The organism is Devosia sp. Z11_6, assembly GCF_058133665.1.
Genome location: NZ_JBYUNQ010000001.1, coordinates 529,986 through 553,502, shown reverse-complemented (window position 1 = coordinate 553,502; position 23,517 = coordinate 529,986). Strand labels below are relative to the sequence as shown.

The following is a 23,517-nucleotide window of genomic DNA, read 5'->3' as shown; positions in this document are numbered from 1 at the left end:
GAGGAGCGAGCCTCAAAAACGAGCACATGACCAGAGCGGCTGCCGGCCGCCACGGACCCAAGGTAAGTATGACGCAAACTCAGCCCGCTGGGGCTCGATCCCCGGTGGTGCAGCTCCAGGACCTGCATAAATCCTTCGGCGCACTAGAAGTGCTCAAGGGCATTTCCTTTGCCGCTTATGAAGGCGAGGTCATATCTCTGATCGGCTCGTCTGGTTCGGGCAAGTCGACGCTGCTGCGCTGCATCAACATGCTCGAAGTGCCCGAGCGCGGCACTGTTTGCATCGACGGTGAACCCATTGCCCTGCGCGGCGAGGGCTCACATCGCCGCATCGCCAATGAAGAGCAGATCCGCCGCATCCGCTCGGAGCTCGGCATGGTGTTCCAGTCCTTCAATCTCTGGGCACATATGACGATCCTCCAGAACGTCATGGAAGCGCCGCTCGTGGTGCAAAAACGCGGCCGCGCCGAAGTGGAGCGTGAAGCTCTCGCCATGCTCGATAAAGTAGGCATCGCCGATAAGGCCATGAGCTACCCGGCCCAGCTTTCGGGCGGCCAGCAGCAGCGCGCCGCCATCGCCCGCGCCCTCTGCATCAATCCCCGCGTCATGTTGTTTGATGAACCGACCTCGGCACTCGACCCCGAATTACAGGTAGAGGTTCTGCGCGTCATCAAGGTCTTGGCTGATGAAGGCCGCACCATGATCCTTGTGACCCATGACATGGAATTCGCCCGCTCGGTCTCGGACCGCGTTATCTTCCTGCATCAGGGCTGCATCGAGGAAGAAGGTACGCCCGAGGAGGTTTTCAACTTCACCAGATCCGCTCGGCTCAGGCAATTCTTCAACGCTGCCCAGCACAGCTAGGCAGCACATCAGCGAAAACGGAGACGACAATGAAAAAATTACTGCTGGCGGCGCTCGCGACCCTGTCGCTTTCCGGAGCCGTTCAAGCCCAGGAAACCCTGCGCATCGCCACCGAAGGTGCCTATGCCCCTTGGAACTACCTCGATGACTCAGGCGCTCCCGCTGGCTATGAGATCGAGTTGGGTAATGCCATCTGCGAACAGGCGGGCCTCACCTGCGAATGGGTTATCAATGATTGGGACTCCATCATCCCCAACCTGCTTGCCGGTAACTACGACCTGATCATGGCGGGCATGTCGATCACCGATGAGCGCCGCGAGTCGATCGGCTTCACCGACAACTACTTCCCGCCCGATCCGTCGCGCTTCGCTGCCCCTGCCGGCGCTGATCTGGATTTCGCCAACCTCAGCGGCGTGCGCATCGGCGTTCAGGGCGGCACCATCCAGGCCGCTTACGCCGAGCAGAACATGGCTGAAGGCAATACCATCCTGTCCTTCACCACCGCCGATCAGGCGATGGCCGATTTGGCTGGTGGCAATCTCGACGTCATCTTTGCCGACGGGGCCTATCTCGAGCCTGTCGTGAATGCCTCGGGCGGCGGGATCGAGTTCGTTGGCGAAGATGTCCTCATCGGCGAGGGCATCGGCGGTGGCATCCGCAAGGAAGATACCGAACTCAAGGCAACGCTTGATGGCGCCCTTGCGGCCCTCAAGGCCGACGGCACCGTTGACCATCTGATCGCCAAGTGGTTCGAAGGCCGCGGTCCCTACTTCGCCCAATAAACCATTGCTCCGGGGCAGGCACCCTGCCCCGGCTTCTCGCCAAGTCTCCTCCTCTTGCCCGGTCAGCCCTTATCTATGAGCGAAGACATCGCCTTCTGGCTGGCTTATCTGACCAATGGCAAGCACCTCACCTGGTATGCGAGCTTCCAGTTCACGATCTTTGCCGCTTTGGCCGGCGGCACTCTGGCCGTGATCTTTGGATTGCTCGGGGCCACATTCCGCAATTCGCGCTTCCTGCCGCTGCGGCTTGTCGGTGGTTTTTACGCCAACATCGTGCGCGGCGTACCTGATGTGTTGTTTTTCCTGTTTTTCCCCCTGGCCTTCGAACAAGGCATGGAGTGGCTGCTGGCCAAGCAGGTTTGCTCACCCGAGGACATCGCGGCCCAAGCTGCAGCCTGGCCGCCCTGTCCCGGCGCAAACTGGCTCCTGGGGACGCCCGAATACCTCGTCCTCGCTTCCGTCTCACTCGGGCTTGTTTACGGCGCATTCGCCAGCACGGTAATCCACGGCGCCCTGCGCTCTGTGCCCAAGGGCCAGCTCGAAGCCGCTCAGGCCTTCGGCTTTTCGGCCCGTCAGGTGCTCTGGCGCTTTCAGATCCGCCAGATGTGGGTCTATGCCCTGCCCGGCCTTTCCAATGTCTGGATGCTGATCATCAAGGCGACATCCCTGCTGTCCTTGCTACAGATCGCCGACATCGTCCTGTGGGCCGATCGGCTCGGCGCCCCCAATTTCCTGCCCACCGTCGGGCTGGTGCATGACGATTGGCGCTGGCGCTATTACCTCGTTCTCTTCGTCTTCTATATCCTCGTGACCTTCCTCTCCGAAAAGGCCTTTGCCGCCATCACACGCCGAGTCGGGCGCGGCATCATCAGCGAGGGCCACAGCTGATGGAGCGCTTTTTCGCTGAACTGGCGCTGTTCTGGCCCGCCGTCTGGTTCAATATCTATTTCGCCGCGTCATCCATCCCCATCGGCTTCGTGCTGGCGGTTTTGCTGGCCATGGGCAAGAACGCGCGCAATCCGCTGCTGTCGCGCCTTTGCCGCGGCTATATCTATGCCTTCCGCGGCTCTCCGCTCTTTATCCAGTTCTTCATGTTCTATTCGCTGGCCCTCTCGCTCAATATCAGCCTTTGGAAGCCATGGGGCATCTCCTGGCTGGTGCTCCATCCCCTCTTCATCGGCCCGGTCGTGCTGACCCTCAACACCGCCGCCTACACCGCCGAAATCTTTTACGGCGCCCTGCGCGCCGTGCCGCGCGGCTCGGTGGAAGCCGCCCGCGCCTTTGGCATGAGCCGCTGGCAACAGTTCCGCTCCGTCATCTGGCCCAGCGCCATCCGCCTGGCCTGGCCGGCCTATACCAATGAGGTCGTCTTCCTCTTCCACGCCACGGCCATCGTCTATTTCGCCCTGCCGGTAATCGGCCAGCAAAAGGACCTGATGGTCACGGCCAAGGAGCTGTTCGAGCGCGACTACAACGTTTTCCTCCACTTCTCGGTGGCCGCGTTGTATTTCCTCGTGGTTTCACTCACCGTCTTTTTCGTGTTCGACCTCGTGTACCGCCGCCTGATGCGGCACATGCCCAACCAGCCCAAGCTGCGCTTTGCCCCCAAATGGATGCGCTGAACCCATGACCTTCGAGCTCCACCGCACCACCCTTTCCGGCGACATCCCCGGCACCAGCACCGAGCTCTTCTGGTACACGGCCGGCCCGGCCGACGCGCCCCGCGCCGTCCATCTGCAAGCCGCCCTCCATGCCGATGAACAGCCGGGCACCATGGCGCTGCATCACCTTTTGCCCATGCTGCGCGACGCCGACGTGGATGCCGCCCTGCGTGCCCGCTTCACCATCTTCCCCTCGGTCAACCCGCTCGGGCTCGCCAACCGCTCGCTGCGGCACCATATCGGGCGCCACGACACCGAAACCGGGGTCAACTACAATCGCCGCTGGCCCGATCTCTACCCGCTGGTCGCCCATGCCCTCGCCGGCCGGCTGAGCGACGACCCCACCGCCAATATCGCCGCCATCCGCTCAGCTGTTGCCGCCTGGATTGACGAACAAATCCCCAGCTCCGCCGCCCAGCAGCTGCGCCTCCAAGTCCTGCGGTCCGCCGCTGCCGCCGATCTCGTGCTCGACCTGCATTGCGACGACGACAGCCTCAAGCACATCTTCACTTCGCCCGAACTGATGCCGGGCTTGCAGGACCTCGCCGACTGGATGGGCGTTGCCGCGACCCTTACTGCCGAGGACAGTGGCGGTGGCTCCTTTGACGAGGTCTTACCCTCGCTCTACCGCAAGGCGGCGGCTGCAAATCCCGACCACCCCGTTCCGGTGGCCGTCGAGGCCGCAACCCTTGAATATCGCGGCCGCGCCGACAGCTTCGACCATTTCGGCCACCAGGACGCTCTGGGGCTGTTCAATTTCTTTGCTGGCCGCGGCTTGATCGACGCGGCGCCCGCGGCAGCACCCGTCCCCGCTCCTGGCCCCACGCCCTTTGAAGCCACCGAAGTGCTGCGCGTCGATGCACCCGGGCTCCTCGCCTACCGGGTCGAGCTGGGTGAACATGTCGAGGCCGGCCAGCCCGTGGCCGATCTCATCGCCATGGATGGCCCGGAGGCCTTCATGGCCCGCCGCCCGATCCTCGCCGGAACGAGCGGCATCGTGCTCTCGCGCGTTTCGGCCAAATATGTCCGGCGCGGCGCGGGTATCGCCAAGATCGTCGGCTCCACCATCCTGCCCACCCGCGCCGGCGCCTATCTGCTGGAAGACTAGCGCGCCGCTAGTCCCAGTTCCCGATGCTCGAACGCGGTCATCACCCCGCGCAGTTCCGCCAACCCCTTCATGCGGCCAATCGTCGGGTAACCCGGCTGCGCCCGCCGGTTGAGGTCATCGAGAATGTCCTGCCCATGATCGGGGCGCATGGGAATGGTGTGGTCGCTCCGCCCGGCAATGCGGCGCCGGTTCTCCTCGCGCACGATAGCGGCGATAAGGGCCACCATGTCCACATCCCCGCCCAGATGCTCGCTCTCGAAAAACGAGCCAATGACGTCGTCGATGTCCCGCTTGACGTTGCGCAGATGCAGGAAGTGCACCCGGCTTCCCAGCCGCTCCATCATGCCCGGCAGGTCGTTGTCCGGCCGTGCCCCCAGCGAACCCGAGCACAGCGTCATGCCATTGGCGTGGCTATCCACCGCCTGCAGGATGGTGGTGTAATCCGCTTCGGTCGACATCACCCGCGGCAGGCCCAGCAGCGCGAACGGGGGATCGTCGGGATGGCAGCAGAGCCGCACGCCCAACTCCTCGGCCGTCGGTACCACTTCCTCGAGGAAGTCGATGAAATGGGCCCGCAACTGTTCGGCGCTGATCTGGCCATATTCCGCCAGGTGGGCGCGCACATCGTCGAGCGTCATCGACTCCGTTGAGCCCGGCAGCCCCATGGTCACATTGCGCGCCAGCTGCTTCTTGCCATCTTCGTCCAGCTCGGCAAAGCGCCGCCCGGCCTCATCGGCAATGGCATTGCTGTAGTCGGCGCCAGCGCCCGGCCGCTCGAGAATATGAATGTCGAAGGCCGCAAAATCATTGATGTCAAAGCGCATGCAGGAAGCGCCATTGGCGACGGTGAAGCGCAGATCGGTCCGCGTCCAATCCAGCACCGGCATGAAATTGTAGCACACCACCTCGATGCCGCTTTCCGCCAGGTGCCGGAGCGAAATCTTGTAATTGGCGATATGCTCGCGCCAGCCGTTCTTCTGTTTCTTGATGTCCTCGGAAACGGGCAGGCTTTCCACCACGTCCCAGGTGAGACCCGAAGGCGTGCCATCCTTGCGGGTGCCGATTTCCTGGTGCCGCTTGCGGATCTCCTCGGGCGTCCACACCACCCCATTGGGTACGTGATGCAGCGCGCTGACGACACCTTGCGCGCCAGCCTGGGTGATATCGTCAATGCTGGTCAGATCCTGGGGACCGAACCACCGCCAAGTTTGTCGCATTCCACACTCCCACTTGTATGGTAGCTCAATGCCATAAGGGGGTTAGGGACGGAAGTCCCTATGCGTCAGCGCAAATCTTTATCATAGACAAACTTGGGCATGTTCCAGTGCCAAATCAGCGCGGCAACGCGAAACGCAAAGCCGAAGGAAGCCGCCGCGACACTGACCAGTTCCGCGTTCAGGCCTGCCTTGAGCCCCAGATAATATACCGCCGCTGTCGCCAAAGACACGGTCGCATAAAGCTCACTGCGGAAGACCAGCGGAACGTCGTTGCACAACACGTCCCGCAGGACGCCGCCGACGATGCCGGTCACCATGCCCGAAACCAGCACGATGATGGGATGGCTGCCCAATTGCATCGCCACATTGCAGCCGATGATGGTGAACACCACGAGACCCAGCGCATCCAGCAAGAGGAACGGCCAGCGCAGCCGGTCGACAAATTGCGCCAGGGCGATGGTAAGGAGTGCCGCTCCGCAGGCCAACAACAAGACATAGGGGTTGGCCACCCAGTACAGCGGATAATGTCCCAACACGATGTCGCGCACCGTACCGCCGCCAAGCGCCGTCACGCAGGCCAACACGCAAACGCCGAACCAATCCATGCTGCGCTGCCCAGCCGTCAACGCAGCCGTCATCGCCTGGGCGGCGATCGCGACATAAGAAAGCAGGGTCAGCATGAACGGGCTCCGAAGCGCAAGATGCGCTCCGGCACGTTACAGAACCTAGTCCTCATGTCCAATGCGGCGGGACGCCCGCCGCCTCGGGACCTAGATATGGATGGCGCCATCACCCAGCGACAACGCCGCTTCGCGTACCGCTTCCGATAGCGTCGGGTGCGCATGGGTGGTTCGGGCGAGGTCTTCCGCCGCCCCAGAGAATTCCATCAGCGTCACCAGCTCGTGGATCATCTCGCCAGCATTCTTGCCCACGATGTGGGCGCCCAGCACGCGATCGGTTTCCACATCGGCCAGGATCTTGACGAAGCCCTGGGTCGCCAGCATCGCCTTGGCACGACCATTGGCCGTGAAGGGGAATTTGCCGATCTTGTATTCGATGCCTTCGGCCTTGAGCTCGTCCTCGGTCTTGCCGACGCTCGCCACTTCAGGATTGGTGTAAACCACGGCCGGGATGGCGCCGTAATTGACGTGGCCCGCCTGCCCCGCCAGGATCTCGGCCACGGCAATGCCCTCGTCCTCGGCCTTGTGCGCCAGCATCGGCCCTTCGATCACATCGCCGATGGCATAGATGCCCTCGACCGAAGTCTTGTAATGCGCATCGACGCGCACGCGCCCGCGTTCATCGAGCGCCACGCCCGCTTCTTCGAGCCCCAGCCCTTGGGTGAACGGCTTGCGCCCGATCGCCACCAGCGCCACATCGGCTTCCAGCACCTCGGCCTCGCCGCCCTGCGCCGGCTCGACCCGCACCTGCAGCGCAGCGCCTGATTTGTCGATCCCCGCGACCTTGCTCGACAGCTTGAACTCGATGCCCTGCTTGGCGAGAATGCGCTGGAACTGCCGCGCCACTTCGCTGTCCATGCCCGGCAGGATGCGGTCGAGATATTCCACCACGGTGACCTTGGCCCCAAGGCGCGCCCAGACCGAGCCAAGCTCGAGCCCGATCACGCCGGCCCCGATCACCAGCAGCTTGCTTGGCACCTTGTCGAGCGTCAGCGCCCCGGTCGAGGTGACCACGCGCTTTTCGTCAATCTCGATCCCCGGCAGGTTGGCAGAAACCGAACCTGTGGCGATCACAATGGCCTTGGCCTCGACCTCGCTGGCCTCGCCGCTTTCCGGCGTTACGCGCACCCTGCCCTGGCCGACGATTGAGCCGGTGCCGCGCAGCACGGTGACCTTGTTCTTCTTGAACAGATAATCCACCCCGCCGACATTGCTCGCCACCGTATCGGTCTTGTGCTTCATCATCTGTGGCAGGTTGAGCTTGGGCGCGGGAATGTCGATCCCCAGTTGAGAAAAGCCATGCCCGGCTTCATCAAACAGCTCGGAAGCATGCAGCAGTGCCTTGGAGGGAATGCAGCCGATATTGAGGCAGGTGCCGCCCAGCGTCGGCCACTTCTCCACCACGCCGACCTTCATGCCCAGCTGTGCCGCCCGAATGGCTGCCACATAGCCGCCAGGGCCCGAGCCGATGATGATGAGGTCGAATATATCTGCCATAGTGATAGCCCCAAAAATCCTGCAACTGCTGTTCAGCCCCAGTCACGCTGGCGGCCTGCGGCTAGATGTAATGTCGGGGAGGAGATTTAACCACCGCTAGAGCGCGGAAAAGCCTCGCCGGACACTGTCGTCTACTAGCGGGAGTCGCGGCAAAAGCGAATTGGCAAAACGCAGCACTCCCGCTGCCCACGCCAGCCTCAACGCGAGGCAATTTCCTGGGCCTGCTTGAGCGGCTCGGGCAATTGCTTGTCGATATCGAGCTCGCCGCTTTCCACCCGCTCGAGAAAGCTTTGGCAAAAGGCCCGTTTGTCGTCGGCGCTGTTATAGGCGCTCATGATCTGGGTGCCGCCATAAGTCTCGGCCGCCTCGAGCTGGCCCGGCTCCCCGCCCCCCAGCCGCGCGATCACCCGGTCAGCAAGGTCCAGAAAACCGATATTGCGCAAATACCAGTTGTCGCGCGCCGTCTCATAGGCGCTGTCTAGCCCGGTATTTTCATAGCAATGGGTGGTCATCGCCGAAACGATCGCTTCCGAGCCGTGGAACGCCATCAACTCGCCCACAAGGGCCGGATCGGGAACAGCAGTCGCTGGTTCGATGGCCTCCTGCGCCCAGGCAGAAACGGACAGCAACAGGCACAAGGCAATGACAGGGATCTTCTTCAAACACTCAACTCCACACTGCAACGCCCCAGCCCCCGTAGAAACCGGTTAGAGCTTAGCAAAGCGTTACCCGCCACCCGCCCCACGCCAACGTGACCACATAAAACAAAGGCCCGCCGAAGCGGGCCTCCATTCAAGCGTGTGATTTGTGGCTCCATCAGAGATCGAGAACGAGGCGCTCGGGAGCCTCCAGGCTTTCCTTGACGCGCACGAGGAAGGTCACCGCTTCCTTGCCATCAACGATCCGGTGATCATAGCTCAGGGCCAGATACATCATCGGCCGAACGACAACCTGTCCCCCGACCACAACCGGGCGCTCCTGGATCTTGTGCATGCCCAGAATGCCCGACTGCGGCGCATTGAGGATTGGCGTCGACATCAGAGAGCCGTAGACACCACCATTGGAGATGGTGAAGGTGCCGCCCTGCATGTCGGCCATGGACAACTGCCCGTCGCGCGCCTTCTTGCCCAGTGCGTTGATCGACTTCTCGATCTCGGCAATGCTCATCTGGTCGGCATCGCGCACCACCGGCACCACGAGGCCCTTCTCGGTGCCCACGGCCACGCCGATATGGGCGTACTGCTTGTAGATCAGCTCATCGCCATCGATCTCGGCATTGATCGAGGGGATCTCCTTGAGCGCATGCACCACCGCCTTGGTGAAAAAGCCCATGAAGCCAAGCTTGACGCCGTGCTTTTTCTCGAACAGCTCCTTGTAGGAGGCGCGCAAGTCCATCACTGGCTTCATGTCCACCTCGTTGAAGGTGGTCAGCATGGCGGCGGTGTTCTGCGCGTCCTTGAGCCGGCGGGCAATGGTCTGGCGCAGCCGGGTCATCTTCACCCGCTCTTCGCGCGCGGCATCATCTGCCGCGACGGGTGCCCGCGCAGCCGCTGGCGCTTTGGCTTCGGCGGCAGGAGCGGTGCCAACGCGGCTGATCGCCGCCAGCACGTCTTCCTTGAGCACTTGCCCGCGCTTGCCCGAACCGTTGAGATCGCCCGTGCCCAGATTGTTCTCGGTCATGAGCTTCTGGGCCGAGGGGCTGGCCGTCGCCGAACCGCTGCTGGCCGCCGGAGCCGGAGCTTCGCGGCTGGTCTGGTGGCCAAGCGCCGGATCGGCCTGACCGGCAGCAGGCGCTGCGGCAGGCTTTGGCGCCTCGGCTGCCTTGGCGGCGGGAGCTGGCTTGGCGGTTGCCGTCGCACCGGCAGCGCCGATCGCACCCAGCAGCGCGCCCACATCGACGGTATCGCCGGGCTGGGCCGCAATCGCTTCGAGCACGCCGGCGGCAGGGGCCGGCACTTCAATGGTCACCTTGTCGGTTTCCAGCTCCACCACGGGTTCATCGGCGGCGATCGCATCGCCGACCTTCTTGAACCATTGCCCTATAGTGGCTTCGGTAACGCTTTCGCCGAGCGTCGGCACGCGGATTTCTGTCGACATTGTCAGTCCCTTATTGTGCGAAAGCTTCGTCGAGGAAGGCTTGCAGCTGTGCCAGATGCGTGCGCATCAGGCCCGTTGCCGTGGAGGCGGAAGCCGGGCGCCCGGTATAGCGCACCCGCTGGCCGTTGCGGCCCATCTGGTCGAATACCCATTCCACATAGGGCTGGATAAACGCCCAGGCCCCCATATTCTTGGGTTCTTCCTGACACCAGATGATCTCGGCATTGCCGAACCGCCCGAGTTCATCGAGCAGTGCCTTGGCCGGGAACGGATAAAGCTGCTCGATGCGCAACAGATACACATCGTCGATGCCGCGCTTTTCGCGCTCTTCCAGGAGGTCGTAATACACCTTGCCGGTGCACAGCACGACGCGCCGGATCTTGTCGTCCGCCACCAGCTTGATGCTGGTCTTGGGTGCACCGGGCGCTTCGGCATCGTCCCAGAGCAGGCGATGGAAGCAGGAGTCGGCGCCCATCTCAGCCAAGCCCGAAGTTGCCCGCTTATGCCGCAGCAGCGACTTGGGGGTCATCAGGATCAGCGGCTTGCGGAAATCACGGGTCACCTGCCGGCGCAGCGCATGGAAATAGTTGGCCGGCGTCGTGCAGTTGGCGACCTGCATATTGTCTTCAGCGCAAAGCTGCAGGAAGCGCTCGGGACGCGCCGAGGAGTGCTCGGGGCCCTGCCCTTCATAGCCATGCGGCAACAGCATCACGAGTCCCGACATGCGGAACCACTTGCGTTCGCCCGAGGAGATGAACTGGTCGATCACCACCTGAGCGCCGTTCACGAAGTCGCCGAACTGGGCTTCCCAGATCGTCAGCGCCCGGGGCTCGGAAAGCGAATAGCCATATTCAAAGCCAAGCACCGCTTCTTCCGAGAGCATCGAGTTGATGACTTCGTAGCGGCTCTGATCGGGAGCCAGGTTGTTCAGCGGCGTAAAGGTCTTGCCGTCAACCATCTGGTCGTTGAGCACGGAATGGCGCTGGCTGAACGTGCCACGCTCCACATCCTGGCCCGACAGGCGCACCGGATGACCCTCGGTCACCAGCGTGCCAAAGGCCAATGCCTCGGCAGTCGCCCAGTCGATGCCTTCCCCCGACTCAATCGCGGCGAGCCGGTTATCGAGGAACCGCTTGACGGTCTTGTGGACGTTGAAGCCTTCCGGCACCTTGGTCAGCGCGGTGCCGATCTGGTGCAGGCGATCCACTTCGGCGCCGGAATGGCCGCGACGCGGACCTTCCTGCTCGGCCGGCTTGAAGTTCTTCCAGGCGCCATCGAGCCAGTCGGCCTTGTTGGGCCGATAGTCCTGCCCGGCCTCGAACTCGGCTTCGAGCTTGCTGCGCCATTCCGCCTTGAGCGCGTCGATCTCCTCGGCGGTGACGAGGCCTTCCCCGATCAGCTTTTCGCCATAGATCTCGAGCGTGGTCTTGTGCCCGCGGATCTTGGTGTACATCAGCGGCTGGGTGAAGCTTGGCTCATCGCCTTCGTTGTGACCGAAGCGGCGATAGCAGAACATGTCGATGACGACCGGCCGGCCAAAGCGCTGGCGGAACTCGATCGCGACCTTGGTGGCAAACACCACGGCTTCCGGATCATCGCCGTTCACATGCAGCACCGGCGCCTCGATCATCTTGGCGACATCGGTCGGATAGGGCGAGGAGCGGGAAAATTTCGGGCTCGTGGTGAACCCGATCTGGTTGTTGATGACGAAATGCACCGAACCGCCGGTGCGGTGCCCCTTAAGGCCCGAAAGCCCCAGGCACTCGGCAATCACACCCTGCCCGGCAAAGGCGGCATCGCCATGCAGCAGCAATGGCAGCACCATGGAGCGATCCGGCTTACCGTCAGTGGCGATATTGATCAGCTTGCCATCGGGCGAAATATGCTGGTCCTGCTTGGCGCGTGCTTTGCCCAGCACCACGGGATCAACGATCTCGAGATGGCTCGGATTGGCAGTCAGCGACAGGTGCACCTTGTTGCCATCGAACTCGCGGTCCGAGGATGCGCCTAGGTGATACTTGACGTCGCCCGAGCCTTCCACATCCTCGGGGTAGAATGCGCCACCCTTGAATTCGTGGAACAGTGCGCGATGCGGCTTGCCCATGACCTGGGTCAGCACATTGAGGCGCCCGCGGTGGGCCATGCCCAGCACGATGTCCTTGATGCCCAGCGCACCGCCGCGCTTGATGATCTGCTCGAGCGCCGGGATCAGCGCTTCCGAGCCATCAAGGCCGAAGCGCTTGGTGCCGGTATATTTCACATCGATAAACTTTTCGAAGCCTTCTGCCTCGATCAGCTTGTTGAGGATCGCCTTCTTGCCCTCGGGGGTGAAGGTGATTTCCTTGTCGGGCCCTTCGATGCGCTCCTGAATCCAGGCCTTGGCCTCGGGATCGGAGATGTGCATGAATTCGATGCCGAGCGTGCCGCAATAGGTGCGCTGCAGAATGGCCAGCATCTCGGGGATGGTGGCGTATTCCAGCCCCAGATAGTTGTCGATAAAGATCTTGCGGCTGTAATCGGCCTCGGTGAAGCCATAGCTCCGCGGGTCGAGCTCGGGCGCGGGCTCGCGCACCTGCAGCTTGAGCGGATCAAGATCTGCATGCAGATGCCCGCGCATGCGATAAGCGCGGATCATCATGATGGCGCGAATGGAATCCTGGGTCGCCTGCACCACATCCGCAGCGCTAGCCGCCGGAACGCCAGCAGCTTCGGCCTTCTTGGTGACAGCCTTTTCGGTCTTGACGGCGATCTCGCCCCAATTACCGTCGAGCGCGCTCACGAGATCGCTGCGCGGGGTCTGGGGCCAGTCCGTGCGGCCCCAGCTCGGGCCCTCCGCGCTCTTTATGGCGTCGGCATCACTGTCTTCGAGTTTGCCGAAAAAGCTCTTCCAGGTCTCGTCGACACTGTTTGGATCGGCCTTGAAGCGGGAATACAGCTGTTCGATATAGTCGGCATTGCCCCCGTAAAGAAACGAGGTCAGCAAGAACGTGTCGTTCTTTTCCTGTCGTGTCATCGCTTTTATGCGAGGCCCACGCCCCGCCATCCTTCTCAACAAGCCGGCCAGCCCGGCTTACCTGTAGTCCGAATACGAAGCCTTAACCGAGTTTCGTGAGCATCTTGTTAAGCGAGACGGCGCCCTGGAGCGCCGCCGCCCGGCCCACTTGCTGGTCCCTAACATCACTCAATGGCGAAAACGGGACCGAGTTGGGGTTCTATTGCCCCATCAGCCCTTGAGCACTTCCGCCAAGGTCTTGCCGATCCGCGCCGGGGACTTGGATACTTTGATCCCCGCCGCTTCCATGGCCGCAATCTTGTCCTGCGCGCCGCCCTTGCCGCCCGAGATCACCGCGCCGGCATGGCCCATCGTGCGCCCGGCCGGAGCGGTCAGGCCCGCGATAAAGCCGGCCATCGGCTTCTTGCGGCCGCGCTTGGCTTCATCGATCAGGAACTGCGCCGCATCCTCTTCGGCCGAACCACCGATTTCGCCGATCATGATGATCGACTTGGTCGCTTCGTCAGCCAGGAACATTTCGAGCATGTCGATGAACTCGGTGCCCTTGACCGGGTCACCGCCGATACCGACTGCCGTGGTCTGCCCCAGGCCCTCATTCGTGGTCTGGAACACTGCCTCATAGGTAAGCGTGCCCGAGCGCGAAACAATACCCACCGAGCCCTTGGAGAAGATCGAGCCGGGCATGATGCCGATCTTGCATTCCTCTGGCGTCAAAACGCCGGGGCAGTTCGGGCCCAGGAGGCGCGACTTGCTCTTTTCGAGCTTGGCTTTGACCCGCACCATGTCGAGCACCGGAATGCCCTCGGTGATGCACACGATCAGCGGGATTTCCGCATCGATGGCTTCCTCGATGGCCGCAGCAGCACCCGGAGGCGGCACATAGATCACCGATGCGGTGGCGCCGGTGCGCTCCTTGCCTTCGGCAACCGAGGCGAACACGGGCAGCGACGCCGAAGCATCGAGCCCGCTGGTCCAGGTTTCCCCGGCCTTCTTGGGGTTAACACCACCCACCATCTTGGTGCCGTAATAGGCCAGCGCCTGTTCGGTATGGAACGTGCCGGTCTTGCCGGTCAGCCCCTGCACGAGGACCTTGGTGTCTTTGTTGACGAGAATGGACATGGTTTGGGCCTACGCTTTAATCGTGTGGGGGGATCAGGCGGCCTTGACCGCGGCGACGATCTTCTGGGCAGCGTCGTCAAGGTCATCGGCGGAGATGACGTTGAGACCCGACTGGTTGAGGATCTCCTTGCCTTCCTTGACCCGGGTACCCTCGAGGCGCACCACCAGCGGCACCTGCAGGCCCACTTCCTTGACCGCAGCGATCACGCCTTCGGCGATCACATCGCAGCGCATGATGCCGCCAAAGATGTTGACGAGGATGCCTTCCACTGCCGGATCGGCGGTGATGATCTTGAACGCTGCCGTGACCTTTTCCTTGGTCGCGCCACCGCCCACATCGAGGAAGTTCGCCGGCTCGGCGCCATAGAGCTTGATGATGTCCATAGTAGCCATGGCAAGGCCCGCCCCGTTCACCATGCAGCCGATATTGCCATCAAGCGCCACATAGGCCAGGTCGTACTTGGACGCCTCGATTTCCTTTTCGTCTTCTTCCGAAAGGTCGCGCAGCTCCTTGAGCTCGGGGTGGCGGAAGGCGGCGTTGTTATCGAAGCTCACCTTGGCGTCGAGCACCCGCAGATGACCATCGGTCATCACGATCAGCGGATTGACCTCGAGCAGGCTCATATCCGTCTCGACAAACGCCTTGTAGAGAATGGGGAACAGCTTGGCGGCGTCCGCCTTGGCGTCGCCTTCGAGCGCCAGCGCATCGGCGATCTTGGCCACATCGGCTTCGGTCACACCCGTCTGCGGGTCGATCGCCACCGAGATGATCTTTTCGGGCGTGTGCTCGGCAACCGCTTCAATATCCATGCCGCCTTCGGTGGACACCACGAAAGCCACCCGGCTGCTGCTGCGATCGACCAGCAGCGAGCAATACAGCTCGCGCGCGATGTCGGCACCGTCTTCGATATAAAGGCGATTAACCTGCTTGCCCGCATCGCCGGTCTGCTTGGTCACGAGCGTGTTGCCCAGCATCTCCTTGGCGAATGCCTTCACCTCGTCGATCGAACGGGCCAGCCGCACGCCGCCCTTGGCGTCGGGCCCAAGTTCCTTGAACTTGCCCTTGCCGCGTCCGCCGGCATGGATCTGCGACTTGACCACATAAAGCGGCCCGGGCAGCTTCTTGGCCGCGGCTTCCGCCTCGTCAGCCGAAAAAATCACAACGCCTCCAGCCACGGGCGCACCGTAGGACTTCAGCAGCTCTTTGGCCTGGTGTTCGTGAATGTTCATTTGCTTGAACCCTGTGTGGGGCACCTGATGGTGCTCTGGGGGCTATCCGCCGCGGCGGATAGCGTGGATGTCGAGAACCGGAGCGCAGCGTACGTTGAGTACGTGAGCACCGGAAGCGCAGAAATCTGCGCTAGGCGCCCGGCGGGAGCGCTCGGAGTACCATCAGGCCAGCTTGGGTGCGATCTTCTTGCAGGCCTCGATCAGGCCTTCGACGGCGTCCACCGAGCTGTCGAATGCCTTCTGCTCGGCGCCATTGAGTGCGATCTCGATGATCTTTTCGGCGCCATTGGCCCCGATCACCACCGGCACGCCCACATAGGTGCCCTTGACGCCATACTCGCCGTTGAGGAACGCCGCTGCAGGCAGCACGCGCTTCTTGTCCTTGAGATAGCTTTCGGCCATCGCAATGGCAGAGGTTGCCGGCGCATAGAATGCCGAACCGGTCTTGAGCAGGCCCACGATCTCGGCGCCGCCATCGCGGGTGCGCTGGATGATGGCGTCGAGCTTTTCGCGGCTCATCCAGCCCATCTTGACGATATCGGTCAGCGGAATGCCCGCGACAGTGGAATAGCGCGCCAGCGGCACCATGGTGTCGCCATGCCCGCCCAGTACGAACGCATTGACGTCTTCGACCGAAACATTGAGCTCATCGGCGATGAAATGCACAAAGCGCGAGCTGTCGAGCACGCCGGCCATGCCGATCACCTTGTTGGTGGGCAGGCCCGAGAACTTCTGCAGCGCCCAGACCATGGCGTCGAGCGGGTTGGTGATGCAGATCACAAAAGCGTCGGGTGCGTATTTGGCAATGCCCGCGCCCACCTGCTCCATCACCTTGAGGTTGATTTCGAGCAGATCGTCGCGGCTCATGCCGGGCTTGCGCGGCACGCCGGCGGTGACGATCACCACATCGGCCCCCGCGAGGTCCTTGTATTCGGAGGTGCCGGTGATCTTGGCGTCATAGCCTTCCACCGGTGCAGACTGGGAAATGTCCAGCGCCTTGCCCTGGGGCACGCCATCGACGATGTCGAACAGCACGATATCGCCCAGGTCCTTGAGCGCTGCCAGGTGAGCGAGCGTTCCGCCGATCTGTCCCGAGCCGATAAGAGCGATCTTGTTGCGCGCCATAAGCCTCAATCCCCACTGCGTTGAATTGGCGCACCTCTTAACCCTGTCGCGTCACAGGGGCAAGTGAACCCTTCGTCTAAACTCCCCCTCATCCCTTGCCCATGGGGGAAGCCCCCATGCCGAGCGGGCATGGAAGGATGCGCAGAAAACCCTGCGCCGCAGCCGCTGATCGAAGATCAAATACCGGGGTGCCACCGGCCGCGCTAAGCACCGCTTCGTCCCTGTCTCCGAGCACGCGCTCATAGCTCCAGGCGCCGCGCCACAGGCCAAGGTTAACGCCCTCACGGCTCCACAGCCGCCACAGCCGCAGCAATCGCGGCAGCTTGAGGCGGTTCACGCAGTCTGCACGGGCAACTCTGTCCCCATAGGTTCGGGTATTACCGCCCTCGATAATCCAGCGCGGCAGCTCTGCCGCAGCCCTGACATCCCGGTCGATGGTGTCAGCAGGCCGAAGCTTGCCACCCCTGTCATGCACAAATTGGTCAACCGAGATCACCGGCAACCCGAGCTTGGCCGAAATTTGGCCTGCCAACCATGTCTTTCCCGCACCCGGCGCACCAATGATCATGATGCGTTCCATCTCAGTGCTCGGCCACCCCGACGTCGCGCAACGCCTTGCCGAGATATTCTTCCGACTGCATCTCGACCAGCCGCGATACCGTACGCTCGAACTCAAACGCCGTGCGATCGTCGCGCCCCAGTTCAGCCAGCGGAGCCGCAAAGCTCGCGCCCAGCTTGACGCCGCGGTCATAGAGATTGTCGATCAGCAGGATAAAACGTTTGGCCGCATCGCTCTTGGTGCGGTCCATCTGCGGCACGCCATCAATGATCATGGCGTCAAAACTCTGAGCAATCCGCACAAAGTCGCGCGAACCCAAGGGCTTCTCGCAGAGATCGGGAAAGCCGAACCGGGCAGCGCCGCGCGCCGCGAGCGGCACGGCAATTTCGCGCCCGGTGCTGTGGATCGTGGTCGGCCGCCCCGCCTCGCCACCGGTCAGGCGCAACCATAACCGGTCCATCGCCGCCTTGGTTTCCGGCCCGGTCCCGAAGGCAAATACCTGCTGGCCGGCAAATTTGAGCCGCCGGTAATCCTGTTCCGCGTCGAGTGGCGCCACCGTCGTATACTGTTTGAGCAACGCAATAAACGGCAAGAACAACTCGCGGTTGAGCCCGTTCTCATACAGCCGCTCCGGCACCACATTGGACGTGGCCACCAGCGTCACCCCGCCCGCAAACAGCTTTTCAAACAGCCGGTTGAGCAGCATGGCATTGGTGATATCGTGCACGTGAAATTCATCGAGGCACAGCAGCCGCAACCCACCCTTGAGGATGGGCCGCACCACCGCTTCCACCGGATCGCTATCATCACCCTTGGCCTTGGCGCGCTTGCGGAACGCGGCAATGCCCGCGTGGATCTCGTCCATGAAGGCATGGAAATGCACCCGCCGCTTCTGCGGGATTTCCGTCGCCTCGTAGAACAGATCCATCAGCATGGTCTTGCCGCGTCCCACCTCGCCATAAAGGTAGAGCCCCTTGACGGGCTGCGGCTTGTCGAGCCACCGGGCCAGAAAGCCTCCGGAAGCCGAAGCGTCGAGCGCAGTGGCAATACCGTCCAGTAATCCCGCCGCCTGTTCCTGGGCGGGATCGCGGCTCAAACCGCCACGCGCGACAAGCGCCGCATAAGCAGCGCTCACCGGCCCCGACTGGGACGATGCGGATGGGTCAGCCTGGCTTGGCAAGTCAGGCGCGATCAGCGCTGCATGGAAATGGCTTGGCCGCCGCCCAGCGTACCGATATAGCGCCCGCCGCTCGGTGCAAGGAACGCTGCGATATTGCCATTCTCATCATATAGCTGCAGCTGCGAGCCGACCTGCTGCCAGCCGCCCACCGAAGCAAGGCCCGGCACGCCGCAGCCCGGCGCCGATGCGCGGTAATAGCTGGTGCCAGTCTTGGCGGTCATGGGCAGGTTGAGCCGGCACTGCGTCGGCCCGGCCTGCACGGTCCAAACGCCCTCGGGGCCGGCAGTAAAGCCGCCCGACGCAGCAGGCGCCGCGCCATTGGGCCCAAGTGTTACAAACGAGCTGTTGGAAGCCGTCTGGGTGGACGCACCAACCGGCGGCAGCGATGAAACGCCCCCAGCCATGCCTGGAGGGGTGCTGGGAACGCCGCCCAACACGGGCTGACCAGACAGTCCGGGAGCGGGCGCGCCAGTGGCGCCGCCCAGTGCCGGCAGCGTGCTTTGCTGCACGCTCGAAGGCTGCACCGGCTGCAACTGCGCCGGGGCGCCGATCGTGTTGAGATTTGCGGTGTTGGAGGTTGAAGAGCAACCGGCCATCAAAAGGGCCACCGCTGCCAAACCCGCTGCCGATACCGATCCGCGCATCCAAGCCGCCATGAAGTCGCTCCTGCCCGAAGGCCTGCCTAAAGGTTAACAATGGGCGCGCTTATAGCCAAACCACTGGTGTGACACAATCGCCCGCTTCGCGTGGACCACCATTCACTGATGTGGCAGTTTTAAGGCCCCTGCATTTCCTTCAACAACTCGCGCGCCAGAAGGGTTGCGTCCCCCGCCTCCTCTTCTGGCACCTGCACCGGCACGCCGCGGGGCCCGAACAGCCCGCGCACGCCCGGCAGTCCGCCTTCCCCGCCCTCGAGCGGATGAAAGCCATGCGCCCGCAGCGCCACTACCAGCACCCGCGCCATGGACAGGTCCTCGACTTGGGCAATTGTTTCGAACGCCATCGCCGGCTCCTTGTTGCTGCCCCGATTGTGCCGTTCATCCCCCTTTGCCGCAACCCCGCCCCGCCGAAGCGGCACCGAACTCAAAGCACCGCCTCGGCACTTGCCATCTTGCGGGGGAAGTGTTGCTGTGGTCGGTAAGCCATTTCACCCGCTGGTGATTTGCACATGGGCAGGTTCGGCGCTTTGCTCGGGCACAGCCAGCCATGGAGATCTGATGGGCGCCTATATTCTTCGCCGCCTCCTGCTGATGATACCGACCGTGTTCGGCATCATGGCGATCTCGTTTCTCGTGGTCCAGTTCGCTCCGGGTGGCCCGGTGGAGCAGGCGCTCGCCAATCTGAGCGGCCAGAGCAGCTCCATCGCCGAACGCGTCACCGGCAGCGCCGGTGGCGATTTCGCCGCCCAGCCCGGCGCCAATCCTGGCGGCAATAACTCGGTATATCGTGGCTCACGCGGCCTGCCGCCCGAACTCGTCGCCCGCATTGAGCAGCAGTTCGGCTTTGACAAGCCGCCGCTCGAGCGCTTCGGCACCATGCTGTGGAATTATCTCCGCTTTGATTTCGGCGAGAGCTATTTCCGTGACATCTCCGTGATCGACCTCATCCGCGAGAAAATGCCCGTTTCCATTTCACTCGGGCTCTGGATGACGCTGATCTCCTACGGCATCTCCATTCCCCTCGGCATCCGCAAGGCCATCAGCGACGGCTCGCGCTTCGATGTCTGGACCTCGACGGTCATCATCGTGGGCTATGCCATTCCCGGCTTTCTCATCGCCATCGCGCTCATTGTCCTCTTTGCCGGCGGCAGCTTCTGGTCGCTGTTTCCCCTGCGCGGCCTGACCTCGCCGGGCTTTGAGAACTTCCCCTGGTGGCGCCAGATTCTCGATTACGCCTGGCACCTCGTCTTGCCCATCACCGCCATGGCGCTTGGCGCCTTTGCCACGACGACCCTGCTCACCAAGAACTCGTTTCTCGATGAGATCGGCAAGCAATATGTCACCACGGCCCGCGCCAAGGGGCTGACCGAACGGCAGGTGCTGTATGGCCATGTCTTCCGCAACGCCATGATGCTGATTATCGCGAGCTTTCCCGGCGCCTTTGTCGGCGCCTTCTTTGGCGGCTCGCTCCTCATCGAAACCATCTTCTCGCTCGATGGGCTGGGCCTGCTCGGCTTCCAGTCCGTGGCTAATCGCGATTACCCCGTGGTCTTTGCCACGCTTTACATCTTCTCGCTGCTTGGCCTTGTCATCAGCCTCCTCTCCGACCTCGCCTATATGTGGGTCGACCCGCGCATCGATTTTGAAAGCCGCGGCCTATGAGCGAAATGGCCGAACAAGCTGGCGTGCTCGAGGCGCCCCATAATCGCTGGCTGTCGCCGATCAATAAGCGGCGCCTCGCCAATTTCCGCGCCAACCGGCGGGGCTTCTGGTCGCTTTGGGTCTTCCTTGTCCTCTTCATCCTCACGCTGGGCTCTGAATTCATCGCCAATGACCGGCCCATCCTCGTCTCCTACAAGGGCGAACTACTCTTTCCCGCCTTTGTGGATTATCCCGAATCCCAGTTCGGCGGCTTTCTTGCCGTCACCAATTACCGCGATCCCTTCATCGCTGACGAGATCAAGGCGAATGGCTGGGCCATCTGGCCGCCCGTGCACTTCAGCTACGCCACTGTCGACAGCTACCTGCCCTATTCCGGCGCCGTCGCGCCCAGCTGGACCATGGACCGCGCCGAAAACTGCGCGCGCTATCCCCTGGGGGTCGATGATCCCGAGTGCAATCTCGGCAATTACCACTGGCTGGGCACCGACGACCGCGGCCGTGACGTCCTCGCCCGCCTGCTCTATGGCTTCCGCATCTCCATCCTCTTCGGTCTCGTGCTGACCATTGCTTCCTCCATCATCGGCGTCGCCGCCGGTGCGGTGCAGGGCTATTTCGGCGGCTGGACCGATCTCCTGATGCAGCGCTTCATCGAGATCTGGACCTCGATCCCAGCCCTCTATCTGCTGCTGATCATCTCCAGCTTCATAGCCCCAAGCTTCTGGGTGCTGCTTGGCATTCTCTTGCTGTTTTCTTGGGTCGCGCTCGTTGGCATCGTGCGCGCCGAATTCCTGCGCGGCCGCAATTTTGAATATATCGCCGCCGCCCGCGCCCTTGGCGTCGGCAACTGGACCATCATGATCCGCCACCTCCTGCCCAATGCCATGGTCGCCACGCTGACCTTCATGCCCTTTCTTCTTTCGGGCTCCGTCGCCACCCTGACCTCGCTGGACTTCCTCGGCTTCGGCCTGCCCCCCGGCTCCCCCTCGCTGGGTGAACTGCTTGCCCAGGGCAAGAACAACCTCCAGGCGCCCTGGCTGGGCCTCACCGGCTTTTTTACTATCGCCCTGATGATGACCCTCCTCGTCTTCATCGGCGAAGCCGTCCGCGACGCCTTCGACCCTCGCCGGACCCTGGCATGACCCAGTTCCTTCGCCTTCCCACTACCCCTGAGCCCCGCTCCACCTCCTCCCCCTTGAGGGGAGGGCCGGGGTGGGGGTGCAAGCCCCTCCGCAAACCTGGCTTGTGTGCTGATACGCCGGTGCCCGAACGAGCGGTCCCCTCCCCCCTAAGGGGACAGCTAGGGAGGGGGTCCCTCAACGAAACACGGCGGCCGCAACCAGCACCGGCATCCCGCCATCCGACCACTCAAGCCACCAATCACCACCATGAGGAGGCCACCCCATGACCCCTCTCCTCTCCGTGCGCGACCTCACCATCAGCTTCGGCCCTGCCGATGCTGCCCACAACATCGCCTTTGATATCGCGCCAGGCGAAACCCTGGCGCTTGTCGGTGAAAGCGGCTCGGGCAAATCCGTCACCGCCCTGTCCATCCTCAAGCTCCTGCCGCCCAGCGCTAGCGTTGCGGGAAAAATCCTGCTCGGGGATACCGACCTCGTTTCCGCCTCCGCCGCCGAGCTCCGCTCCGTGCGGGGCAATCGCATCTCCATGATCTTCCAGGAGCCGATGAGCTCCCTCAATCCCGTGCACACCATCGAGCGCCAGATCGGGGAAGTGCTCGCCGTGCATCGCGGCATGCGCCCCAACGCCGCCCGCGCCCGCACCCTGGAACTGCTCGATCAGGTCGGCATCCCCGATCCCGCCAGTCGCCTCGCCTCCTATCCGCATCAGCTTTCGGGCGGCCAGCGCCAGCGCGTGATGATCGCCATGGCGCTCGCCAACGAGCCGGACCTCCTGATCGCCGACGAGCCCACCACCGCGCTCGACGTTACCGTCCAGGCGCAGATCCTGACTCTCCTCAAGCAGTTGCAGGCGCGGCTGGGCATGGCCATGCTCTTTATCACCCATGACCTCGGCATCGTCCGCCGCATCGCCGACCGGGTCTGCGTCATGCAGGCCGGCGAGATTGTTGAAACCGGCGCAGTCAAAGCCCTCTTTGCCGCGCCCCAACACCCCTATACCCAGCGCCTCCTCGCCGCCGAGCCCAAGGGCGCCCCGCCGCCGGCCCGCCCCGATGCACCGATCGCGCTTGAAGCCAAGGACCTGCGCGTCTGGTTTCCAATCAAGCGTGGCTTGCTGCGCCGCACTGTCGGCCACATCAAGGCAGTGGACGGGGTCGACCTGGCCATCCGCCAGGGCGAAACCCTTGGTGTTGTCGGTGAAAGCGGCTCGGGTAAATCCACCCTGGGTCTGGCCCTCCTCCGCCTCATCGCCTCGCAAGGCCGCATCGTCGTCCTCGGCAACGAGGTCCATACGCGCTCCTGGCGCGCCATGCGCCCGCTGCGCGCCGACCTGCAGATCGTCTTCCAGGACCCCTTCGGCTCACTCAGCCCGCGCCTGTCGGTTGATCGCATCATTGGCGAGGGCCTTGAGGTCCACGCCCCCAAACTCGACGCCGCCGAGCGCGACCGCCGCGTGGTGCGTGCCCTGGAGGAGGTCGGCCTCTCGCCCGCTACCCGCTTCCGCTATCCCCATGAGTTTTCCGGTGGCCAGCGCCAGCGCATCGCCATTGCCCGCGCCATCGTGCTCGAGCCGCGCTTTTTGGTGCTCGACGAGCCAACCTCGGCGCTCGATGTCTCCATCCAGGCCCAGATCGTCGATCTCCTGCGCGACATCCAGGCCCGGCGGGGCCTCACCTACCTTTTCATCTCCCACGATCTCAAAGTGGTGCGCGCGCTCGCCAATACCCTCCTGGTCATGCGCCACGGCAAAGTGGTGGAAAGCGGCCCCACTGCCGAGATCTTTGCGGCCCCCCGCACGGACTATACCCGCGCCCTCATGGCCGCCGCCTTCGACATCGCCGCCACCGACACGCGCGATCTTGATCCGCCCGCCCCTGTCAGCCCATGACAAACCAGCCTAGAATTCAACCCCAGTTTCTGCCCATG

General features: G+C 63.0%; 21 protein-coding genes. 8 read left to right on the top strand and 13 right to left on the bottom strand.

Features of this window, described 5'->3' with window-relative positions; translation table 11 throughout:
- The first annotated feature begins 68 nt into the window (after nucleotides 1-68).
- From AC3YMN_RS02575 to AC3YMN_RS02555, 5 genes are all read left to right on the top strand, one after another.
- Nucleotides 69-863: an ABC transporter ATP-binding protein gene (locus tag AC3YMN_RS02575; protein WP_489888816.1), complete on the top strand. Its 795-nt coding sequence runs from the start codon at nucleotides 69-71 to the stop codon at nucleotides 861-863.
- Nucleotides 864-892: 29 nt separating this feature from the next.
- Nucleotides 893-1,645: a transporter substrate-binding domain-containing protein gene (locus AC3YMN_RS02570; protein WP_489888815.1), complete on the top strand. Its 753-nt coding sequence runs from the start codon at nucleotides 893-895 to the stop codon at nucleotides 1,643-1,645.
- A gap of 75 nt (nucleotides 1,646-1,720) precedes the next feature.
- Nucleotides 1,721-2,533 (top strand): ABC transporter permease subunit, encoded by an 813-nt coding sequence (locus AC3YMN_RS02565; RefSeq protein WP_489888814.1) that lies wholly within the window; start codon nucleotides 1,721-1,723, stop codon nucleotides 2,531-2,533.
- Nucleotides 2,533-3,267, top strand: a complete 735-nt coding sequence (locus AC3YMN_RS02560) for an ABC transporter permease (RefSeq protein WP_489888813.1) — start codon at nucleotides 2,533-2,535, stop codon at nucleotides 3,265-3,267. The genes AC3YMN_RS02565 and AC3YMN_RS02560 overlap by 1 nt, the downstream gene beginning before the upstream one ends.
- A 4-nt stretch (nucleotides 3,268-3,271) precedes the next feature.
- Nucleotides 3,272-4,414 carry a succinylglutamate desuccinylase/aspartoacylase family protein gene (locus AC3YMN_RS02555; protein WP_489888812.1) on the top strand — a complete coding sequence of 381 codons (1,143 nt, stop codon included), beginning with the start codon at nucleotides 3,272-3,274 and terminating at the stop codon, nucleotides 4,412-4,414.
- Here AC3YMN_RS02555 and uxuA read toward each other — a convergent pair.
- The 13 genes from uxuA to AC3YMN_RS02490 form a co-directional block, all read right to left on the bottom strand.
- Nucleotides 4,411-5,631: a mannonate dehydratase gene (gene uxuA / locus AC3YMN_RS02550; protein ID WP_489888811.1), complete on the bottom strand. Its 1,221-nt coding sequence runs from the start codon at nucleotides 5,629-5,631 to the stop codon at nucleotides 4,411-4,413. The two genes, AC3YMN_RS02555 and uxuA, sit on opposite strands and share 4 nt — an antisense overlap.
- Nucleotides 5,632-5,696: 65 nt before the next feature.
- Nucleotides 5,697-6,311 (bottom strand): trimeric intracellular cation channel family protein, encoded by a 615-nt coding sequence (locus tag AC3YMN_RS02545; RefSeq protein WP_489888810.1) that lies wholly within the window; start codon nucleotides 6,309-6,311, stop codon nucleotides 5,697-5,699.
- A gap of 90 nt (nucleotides 6,312-6,401) precedes the next feature.
- Nucleotides 6,402-7,808 carry a dihydrolipoyl dehydrogenase gene (gene lpdA, locus AC3YMN_RS02540; RefSeq protein ID WP_489888809.1) on the bottom strand — a complete coding sequence of 469 codons (1,407 nt, stop codon included), beginning with the start codon at nucleotides 7,806-7,808 and terminating at the stop codon, nucleotides 6,402-6,404.
- Nucleotides 7,809-8,005: 197 nt separating this feature from the next.
- A complete protein-coding gene (locus AC3YMN_RS02535) occupies nucleotides 8,006-8,470 on the bottom strand; it encodes a hypothetical protein (RefSeq protein ID WP_489888808.1) in 465 nt (154 codons plus the stop codon).
- Between the two features lie 154 nt (nucleotides 8,471-8,624).
- Nucleotides 8,625-9,905, bottom strand: a complete 1,281-nt coding sequence (gene odhB / locus AC3YMN_RS02530) for a 2-oxoglutarate dehydrogenase complex dihydrolipoyllysine-residue succinyltransferase (protein WP_489888807.1) — start codon at nucleotides 9,903-9,905, stop codon at nucleotides 8,625-8,627.
- A 10-nt stretch (nucleotides 9,906-9,915) separates the two neighbouring features.
- A complete protein-coding gene (locus tag AC3YMN_RS02525; protein ID WP_489888806.1) occupies nucleotides 9,916-12,918 on the bottom strand; it encodes a 2-oxoglutarate dehydrogenase E1 component in 3,003 nt (1,000 codons plus the stop codon).
- 210 nt (nucleotides 12,919-13,128) lie between these two features.
- Complete coding sequence (gene sucD / locus AC3YMN_RS02520; RefSeq protein WP_127753811.1) at nucleotides 13,129-14,037, bottom strand: succinate--CoA ligase subunit alpha; 909 nt, start codon at nucleotides 14,035-14,037, stop codon at nucleotides 13,129-13,131.
- A gap of 33 nt (nucleotides 14,038-14,070) precedes the next feature.
- Complete coding sequence (gene sucC, locus AC3YMN_RS02515) at nucleotides 14,071-15,267, bottom strand: ADP-forming succinate--CoA ligase subunit beta (RefSeq protein WP_489888805.1); 1,197 nt, start codon at nucleotides 15,265-15,267, stop codon at nucleotides 14,071-14,073.
- A gap of 162 nt (nucleotides 15,268-15,429) precedes the next feature.
- The gene (gene mdh / locus AC3YMN_RS02510) at nucleotides 15,430-16,392 is read right to left on the bottom strand and encodes a malate dehydrogenase (protein ID WP_489888804.1); all 963 of its coding nucleotides are present in this window, start codon (nucleotides 16,390-16,392) and stop codon (nucleotides 15,430-15,432) included.
- Between the two features lie 88 nt (nucleotides 16,393-16,480).
- A complete protein-coding gene (locus tag AC3YMN_RS02505; RefSeq protein WP_489888803.1) occupies nucleotides 16,481-16,972 on the bottom strand; it encodes a P-loop NTPase family protein in 492 nt (163 codons plus the stop codon).
- Nucleotide 16,973: 1 nt separating this feature from the next.
- Nucleotides 16,974-18,086, bottom strand: a complete 1,113-nt coding sequence (gene zapE / locus AC3YMN_RS02500) for a cell division protein ZapE (RefSeq protein WP_489888802.1) — start codon at nucleotides 18,084-18,086, stop codon at nucleotides 16,974-16,976.
- A gap of 56 nt (nucleotides 18,087-18,142) precedes the next feature.
- Nucleotides 18,143-18,787 carry an AprI/Inh family metalloprotease inhibitor gene (locus tag AC3YMN_RS02495; protein ID WP_127753816.1) on the bottom strand — a complete coding sequence of 215 codons (645 nt, stop codon included), beginning with the start codon at nucleotides 18,785-18,787 and terminating at the stop codon, nucleotides 18,143-18,145.
- Nucleotides 18,788-18,906: 119 nt separating this feature from the next.
- Nucleotides 18,907-19,134: a hypothetical protein gene (locus tag AC3YMN_RS02490; protein WP_127753817.1), complete on the bottom strand. Its 228-nt coding sequence runs from the start codon at nucleotides 19,132-19,134 to the stop codon at nucleotides 18,907-18,909.
- A gap of 214 nt (nucleotides 19,135-19,348) precedes the next feature.
- Between AC3YMN_RS02490 and AC3YMN_RS02485 the strand changes: the two genes are divergently transcribed.
- The 3 genes from AC3YMN_RS02485 (at nucleotide 19,349) to AC3YMN_RS02475 (ending at nucleotide 23,479) form a co-directional block, all read left to right on the top strand.
- A complete protein-coding gene (locus tag AC3YMN_RS02485) occupies nucleotides 19,349-20,452 on the top strand; it encodes a microcin C ABC transporter permease YejB (RefSeq protein ID WP_489888801.1) in 1,104 nt (367 codons plus the stop codon).
- On the top strand, nucleotides 20,449-21,591 hold the full coding sequence (locus AC3YMN_RS02480) for an ABC transporter permease (protein WP_489888800.1): 1,143 nt from the start codon (nucleotides 20,449-20,451) through the stop codon (nucleotides 21,589-21,591). Before AC3YMN_RS02485 ends, AC3YMN_RS02480 begins: the two co-directional genes overlap by 4 nt.
- A gap of 262 nt (nucleotides 21,592-21,853) precedes the next feature.
- A complete protein-coding gene (locus tag AC3YMN_RS02475) occupies nucleotides 21,854-23,479 on the top strand; it encodes an ABC transporter ATP-binding protein (RefSeq protein ID WP_489888799.1) in 1,626 nt (541 codons plus the stop codon).
- Nucleotides 23,480-23,517: the final 38 nt, after the last annotated feature.